Annotated in this window: 5 protein-coding genes; 4 read left to right on the top strand and 1 reads right to left on the bottom strand. The window is 70.6% G+C overall.

The annotated features are described in order from the left end of the window. The first annotated feature begins 3 nt into the window (after positions 1–3). The 3 genes from ACIQ87_RS30995 (at position 4) to ACIQ87_RS31005 (ending at position 4,700) form a co-directional block, all read left to right on the top strand. Positions 4–849: a carbohydrate ABC transporter permease gene (locus tag ACIQ87_RS30995; protein ID WP_402413106.1), complete on the top strand. Its 846-nt coding sequence runs from the start codon at positions 4–6 to the stop codon at positions 847–849. A gap of 97 nt (positions 850–946) precedes the next feature. Next, the gene (locus tag ACIQ87_RS31000) at positions 947–2,908 is read left to right on the top strand and encodes a glycoside hydrolase family 5 protein (protein ID WP_402413109.1); all 1,962 of its coding nucleotides are present in this window, start codon (positions 947–949) and stop codon (positions 2,906–2,908) included. Positions 2,909–2,945: 37 nt separating this feature from the next. Continuing rightward, positions 2,946–4,700: a beta-galactosidase gene (locus ACIQ87_RS31005; protein WP_402413112.1), complete on the top strand. Its 1,755-nt coding sequence runs from the start codon at positions 2,946–2,948 to the stop codon at positions 4,698–4,700. Between the two features lie 18 nt (positions 4,701–4,718). On the opposite strand, the gene ACIQ87_RS31010 is transcribed toward ACIQ87_RS31005, so the two are convergent. Beyond that, the gene (locus ACIQ87_RS31010) at positions 4,719–5,021 is read right to left on the bottom strand and encodes a hypothetical protein (RefSeq protein ID WP_402413114.1); all 303 of its coding nucleotides are present in this window, start codon (positions 5,019–5,021) and stop codon (positions 4,719–4,721) included. Between the two features lie 231 nt (positions 5,022–5,252). Between ACIQ87_RS31010 and ACIQ87_RS31015 the strand changes: the two genes are divergently transcribed. After that, complete coding sequence (locus tag ACIQ87_RS31015; RefSeq protein WP_402413117.1) at positions 5,253–5,456, top strand: hypothetical protein; 204 nt, start codon at positions 5,253–5,255, stop codon at positions 5,454–5,456. Positions 5,457–6,075: the final 619 nt, after the last annotated feature.

Genomic DNA, 6,075 nt, shown 5'->3' on the forward strand with positions numbered 1-6,075 from the left:
GGAATGAGAAGCACGCGAGAGCTGTCGCAGGTAGTTCGCCGGTGCGCGCGGGGGGTGCTGGCGGGCCTGCTGACGGCAGTGTTCCTGGCCCCCTTCTACCTGATGCTGCGCAACGCGCTGATGGACTCCCGGGGCCTGACGTCACCGCAGTGGACCTGGTGGCCGTCGGCCATGCACTGGGAGAACTTCAGCTCGCTCTTCAGCGACCCCGCCCTGCACATGGGCCAGGCCCTCGGCAACTCGCTGCTGATCGCCGTGATCACCGCCCCGGTGTCGACGATCCTCGCCTCGGCCGCCGGATACGCCCTCGCGCGGATACCGGTGCCCGGACGCGGCGTCCTGCTCGCCCTGGTGGTGGCCACGCTGATGATCCCCGGCTCGGTGACGTTCGTGCCCACCTTCGTCCTCGTGGGCTCCGTGGGCGGGGTCAACACGCTGTGGGGAATCATCGCACCCGGGCTGTTCAACCCCTTCGCCGTCCTGCTCTTCCGCAACTTCTACCTCCAGTTCCCCACCGAGATCGAGGAAGCCGGACGCCTGGACGGGCTCGGCTGGTTCGGCCTCTACCGCCGGATCGCGTTGCCGTCGTCCGGAGCGATGCTGGCCTCGCTCGGCGCGCTCGCCTTCATCGACAGCTGGAACTCCTTCCTGTGGCCGCTCGTCATCGGCCAGGACCCGTCCGCGTGGACGGCCCAGATCGCCCTGTCGACCTTCCTCACCTCACAGACCATCAACCTGCCCGGGCTGTTCGCCGGAGCCGTCGTGACCATCACACCGCTGGTGGCCATGTTCCTGGTCGCCCAGCGCTACATCGTCGAAGGCATCGCCACCAGCGGACTCAAGGGCTGAGCGGCCCCCGGTCCGCCCCCCGTGACTCCGGACCGTCCGGTCCGGGCCGCACCACCTGAAGATCCGAGGCCCCACCCCCACCCCTGGAGGGGAAACCATGAGGTCAGACAGTTCGCCTCCCACCGTCCGAAGCTCCTTCGCCCGAATCCTACCCGCCGCGGCCGCCGCGGTGACCCTCGTCCTCGGGGGAACGTCCGCCTCCGCCGCAGCGCCCCCCACCACCGCCTCGACCACCGCGTCCGTCATGACGGGGACGCAGCTCGCGGCTTCGTGGACCGGTCCGCTGAGCACCCGGGGCCGGTACATCGTCGACGCCAACGGCGACCGCTTCAAGCTGAAGGCCGGCAACTGGGCCGGCGCCCAGGGCACCTGGGAGGGCAGCGGGGACGTCAACGATCCGGCCAACAACCAGGCGGGACAGGTGTCGCACAACATCCCGCTGGGCCTGGACCGGACACCGCTGACGCAGATCCTGGCCGACTTCCACGGCCTGGGCCTCAACAGCATGCGGCTGCCCTTCGCCAACGCGCTGATCCACGACACCAGCACCGTGCCGGACGCGGCGGTGGCCGCCAACCCGCAACTGAAGGGCAAGACCCCGCTGCAGGTCTACGACGCGGTGGTTGCCGCGCTGACCGCCGACGGCTTCGCGGTCATCCTCAACAACCACACCACCACCTACCGCTTCTGCTGCGGCCTGGACGGCAACGAGCGGTGGAACAGCAGCCAGTCCACCGAGCAGTGGGAGGCGGACTGGCTGTTCATGGTGCAGCGGTACCGGACGAACAAGCGTGTCGTGGGCGCGGACCTGCGCAACGAGGTCCGCCGTGACACCTGGGACAACCCCAACTGGGGCTGGGGCGACTCCCACGACGAGTACGCCGCCTTCGAGGAGGCGGGCAACCGGATCCTGGCTGCCGACCCCGACATGCTGGTCATCATGGAGGGCATCAACTGGTCCGGGATCCCGACCGCGATCACCTGGCACGAACGGCCGATGCTCACCCCGGTGCGCACCCTCTCGAACACGCTGGTCCGGTCGGACAAGCTCGTCTACGCGGCCCACTTCTACGCCTACACCGGGCCCGCCAACACCGGGGCGGAGAGCGGCCCGGGCTCCACCAGCGACCCCCGCTACCAGGACTTCACCCCCGAGCAGCTCGCCCAGGTCGTCAACGACGAGGCACTGTTCGTCACCCAGTCCGGCCAGCACTTCACCGCGCCGGTGTGGGTCAGCGAGTTCGGCGCGGCAGGCCGCGGCTCGACCAACGCCAAGGAGCAGGCCTGGTTCCACAACTTCACCGACATCCTGGTGAAGAACGACACCGACTTCGCCCAGTGGCCGGTCGTCGGCTGGAGCGACGCCAACGGAAACCCGCAGGACAACTGGGCACTGCTCTCCTACGACGCCACCGGCAAGCGGCTCGGCCTGGGCGACCCCGGCGACTGGCGGGCCGCCGACTGGAACAAGCTGATCAACGCGCCGAGCCTCACCGGCCCGGTGGCACCGGTCACACACTGGAACATGCTCGACCTCGACTTCGGCGACCAGAACGTCTCCACCCGCATGCTCGCCCAGGGCGACTGGTCCAACGGCAACCGCAAGGGCAACTGCCCCGACACCGAGCGCCTGGTCGGCCTCGGCCGCGGCGACAGCCGCGGCCTGTGCACCGACGCCGGCCAGCCCGCCGCCGGAGCCGGCGACTGGGTGACCGTCACCGACGAACGCTACGTCACCCACGGCGACTGGGCCCCGGGCTACAACAAGCTCCAGTGCCCCGACAACACCTACGCCGTCGGCTACAGCGCCCACAGCAACGCGATGTCCGCCCTGCTCTGTGCGCCGGCCGCAGCTCCGCTGCCGACCACCGGGCGCAACGCCTGGTTCGACCACGGCGACAACCGCCCCGCCACCGGCGGCTCCACCGCCAGCGACTGGGCACCCGGCTACTACAAAGGCCAGTGCGCCGACAACGAGTACCTCGCCGGCGTGGCCTACACCTGGAAGTGGAACCACGGCGGAGTCCCCGACACCCTGCTCTGCCGCCCGCTGAGCTGACCTGACAACCGTCTCGATCGCAAGGAGCACCACGGCAATGCCACGACTGGAGATCGCCGCAGACGGCTTCCGTCTCGACGACCGACCGCTGCGGATCATCTCCGGCGGGTTGCACTACTTCCGCGTCCATCCGGAGCAGTGGGCCGACCGGCTCCGCAAGGCGCGCCTGATGGGGCTGAACACGGTCGAGACCTATGTCCCCTGGAACCTCCACGCGCCCCGGCGCGGGGAGTTCCGGCTGGACGCAGGTCTCGACCTGCCCCGATTCCTCGACCTCGCCGCCGCCGAAGGCCTGCACGTGCTGCTCCGCCCCGGCCCGTACATCTGCGCCGAGTGGGAGGGCGGAGGCCTGCCCTCCTGGCTGCTCGCCGACGAGGACATCGAACTGCGCAGCCGCGACCCGCGCTACCTGGAGGCGGTCGACGCCTACCTCGGCGCCCTGCTACCGCCCGTTCTCCCGTATCTCTCCACCCGCGGCGGCCCGATCCTCGCCGTCCAGCTGGAGAACGAGTACGGCGCGTACGGCGACGACTCCGGCTACCTCGAGGACCTGGCGGAGATGCTGGACCGACACGGAGTCGACGTGCCGCTGTTCACCTGTGACCAGCCCTCCGACCTGGCACGCGGCGGCCTCGACGGCGTCCTGCGCACCGTCAACCTCGGCAGCCGGGTGGACGCCGGGCTCGCCGAACTGCGCACGCAACAGCCGTCCGGGCCGCTGATGTGCAGCGAGTTCTGGATCGGCTGGTTCGACCGTTGGGGCGGCACCCATGTCACCCGCAGCGCCGCCGACGCCGCGGCGGACCTCGACCGGCTGCTCGCGGCCGGCGCCTCGGTGAACATCTACATGTTCCACGGCGGCACCAACTTCGGCTTCACCAACGGCGCCAACGACAAGGGCACGTACCGCCCCACCGTCACGTCGTACGACTACGACGCGCCGCTGGACGAGGCCGGCGACACCACCCCCAAGTACACCGCCTTCCGCGAGGTGATCGCCAGGTACGCTCCCGTCCCCGCGGAGCCGGCACCCGGGCCCGCCCCCAAGCTCGCCCCGACCACCGTCGAACTCACCACCTGTGCGAGCCTGCTGGACCAGCGCGAGCGGCTCGGCGACGCGGTGCACGCCGACCGACCGCAGACCATGGAACAGCTCGGCCAGTCCTTCGGCTTCGCCCTCTACGAGACGGCACTCCCGGCGGCCGGACCGGCCGTCCTGCACATCGCCGAGGTACAGGACCGCGCCCAGGTCTTCGTCGACGGCCAGCCGGTCGGCGTCCTGGAACGCGAGAGCCACGAGCACACGCTCTCCTTCCACGCCCCCCGCCGGGGCGCGCGGCTGTCCGTACTGGTGGAGAACCAGGGCAGGGTCAACTATGGCCAGGGCATGCACGACCGCAAGGGGCTGCTCGGCGAGGTCACCGTCAACGGGCGAGCCCCGGAGAGCTGGGACAGCCGGCCGCTGCCGCTCGACGAGCTGGGCGGACTGTCCTTCACCGCGTTCGAGCCCGCCGCGCCCCCGGTCGGCCCGGCCTTCCACCGCGGACATCTGGACATCGAACAGTCGGCCGACGGCTTCATCGCCCTGGACGGCTGGACCAAGGGCCAGGTCTGGATCAACGACTTCGCGCTCGGCCGGTACTGGTCCCGGGGCCCGCAGACCACGCTCTACGTCCCCGCACCGGTCCTGAAGGCCGGCCGGAACGAGATCACCGTGCTCGAATTGCACGGCTCCACCACCCGCACGGTCGAACTGCGGGGCACCGCCGACCTGGGCCCCACCGAGGACTGAGGCGCACACACCACGGGCTCAACTGCCTCCCACGCCCGTCCGAGCAGCCACACCGCCGGCCGGGCGAGTGGGCGAGGCGGCGGAGTCGTGGACCAGGTCGCTCGGGTTCTCAACGTCGAGGGACGGCATCGGCGCGGGCGACGAGGTGGCGGCCGCGAGGGGAGGAGTCGCGGTGTGGGGCGGCGCCGTGGCGGCGGTGGTAGGAGCCGTGGTCGGGCTGGCGGGCTGGTCGTCGCCGCCCTTGTCCGCGTCGCAGGCCGAGGCGGTTCCGAGCGCGACGAGGATGAGGACGACGATTCCCACGGCTCTGTGTCGGTGCATGCGGTGGGATCTCCCGGTTCTTCTCCCCGCCCTCGAAGCGTTCCACGGCTTGCAGCCGGATCCGCTCCCGCGCGGCCCTCGCGGCGTCGGTCAGCCCGCCGCCCTGCGCGTATCTCACAGCTCAGGGCTACCGGACCCGCCCAGCAACTGTCAGGCAAACGGCCCCGACATCACGCTTTCAGGTTCAGTAGCGGGCGCTCCCCGGTCTCCGAACACTACGCTGCTGGGCTCATGGAACAGCTGCCCGAAAGCGTCGATCGCGACATCCTGGAGCATCGGACATTCTTCGCCCTCAAGGCGATCCGAGAAGCACGCAACTGCACGCTTCACGAGGCACTGGACGTCTTCGTTGAACGCTACGAAGAACTCCGGCGCGACCGCCCGGACGACTTCACGCTGCCACGCGAGGAATACGGCCGGGGCTTCTATTCCTGACCCACCACCACGCCCCAACCGGGTGACCAATAGTCATACCACGCAGGGAGATGAGCTGACCGCCGCAGGCCCGGGGGGACCTCGATTCGCTGCCGTGCCCATGATCGCTGGCTGGTCCCCGCGGGCGCGGGGAGGACGTGACCAGCCGTCGCCAGGCCCGCCCGCCATTCGGTGACCCCCGCGGGCACGGGGAGGACTGTCAGGCCCGGCTGGCGGGGCCGCCGCCGTTCGGCTGACCCCCGCGCCTGCGGGGGGACTTCCGGTTCGCGAACTGGCGGCCGTCGACGGTCGGCTGACCCCGCGGGCGCGGTGAGGACTCGGCGCACCCGGTGGACAACCCGGCCAGCTCCGGCTGCCCCCCGCGTCCGCGGGGAGGACTTGCTGCTCGAGTTGTCGTACGCGTCGGTGACCGGCTGACCCCCGCGCTCGCGGGGAGAACGGCGCCTCTGATGGCCTCCAGCCGCGTTATGCCGGGCTCACCCCCGCGAGCGCGGGGCCGAGCGGCGCCAGTCGGGGCCGCCGGTCCTGCGTTCCGCGTAATTCAGGGGATCTGGAGTCCCTGCCGCGTTGAAGGTGCAGGTCAGCTGGTTGGGGGCTGGTGACACGGTCGGATTCGCCT

The sequence above is a fragment of the Kitasatospora sp. NPDC096204 genome, from assembly GCF_044763205.1.
Classification (GTDB): domain Bacteria; phylum Actinomycetota; class Actinomycetes; order Streptomycetales; family Streptomycetaceae; genus Kitasatospora.

What these genes read in the sequence shown, in the direction of transcription:
- ACIQ87_RS31010 (WP_402413114.1), bottom strand. Translation starts at nt 5,021, where the DNA reads ATGCACCGACACAGAGCCGTGGGAATCGTCGTCCTCATCCTCGTCGCG.
- ACIQ87_RS31005 (WP_402413112.1), top strand. Translation starts at nt 2,946, where the DNA reads ATGCCACGACTGGAGATCGCCGCAGACGGCTTCCGTCTCGACGACCGA.
- ACIQ87_RS31000 (WP_402413109.1), top strand. Translation starts at nt 947, where the DNA reads ATGAGGTCAGACAGTTCGCCTCCCACCGTCCGAAGCTCCTTCGCCCGA.
- ACIQ87_RS30995 (WP_402413106.1), top strand. Translation starts at nt 4, where the DNA reads ATGAGAAGCACGCGAGAGCTGTCGCAGGTAGTTCGCCGGTGCGCGCGG.
- ACIQ87_RS31015 (WP_402413117.1), top strand. Translation starts at nt 5,253, where the DNA reads ATGGAACAGCTGCCCGAAAGCGTCGATCGCGACATCCTGGAGCATCGG.